Raw genomic sequence first — 606 nt, forward strand, 5'->3', positions numbered from 1 at the left:
GTGTTTCCCGGTTCATGTCCGGACGGTTCATCACGATGATGTTTGGTTTACCTGGAGCGGCATTGGCCATTTATCATTGCGCTAAACCTAAAAATAAGAAAGTCGTGGCTGGTTTACTTCTTTCAGCAGCCTTAACATCATTCTTAACAGGCATTACCGAACCACTTGAATTCAGTTTCTTATTTGTCGCTCCAATCCTTTATGTTTTTCATGCTTTGTTTGATGGCTTGGCCTTCATGATGGCAGATATATTCAATATTACAATCGGTCAAACCTTTTCTGGAGGATTTATTGATTTTACTTTATTCGGGATTCTCCAAGGAATCAGTAAAACAAACTGGGTTTATGTACTCMTCGTAGGCATTCCATGGTTTTTCTTATACTACTTCACTTTTAAATTCTTAATCAGGAAGAAGAATTTGAAAGTGGTCGGCCGTGAAGATGATGAACAGGCCGCTGTTACACAAGTAACGGCATCAGAGAGAACCCAGACCATCGTTAATGGATTAGGCGGACAGGAAAATATCGATATAGTCGATTGCTGCGCAACCCGTCTGCGTGTCACGGTAAAGGACGAATCATTGGTGAAAGAGGACGTCATTAAAC

Annotated in this window: 1 protein-coding gene; it reads left to right on the forward strand. The window is 41.2% G+C overall.

The genetic code is table 11. From position 1 onward, the window contains the following. Positions 1–606, forward strand: a 606-nt coding sequence (locus AC1DUW_RS31875) for a PTS transporter subunit EIIC (protein ID WP_477644586.1), incomplete at both ends; no start/stop codon positions are given.

It is taken from the genome of Peribacillus sp. P4_C12, assembly GCF_056402095.1.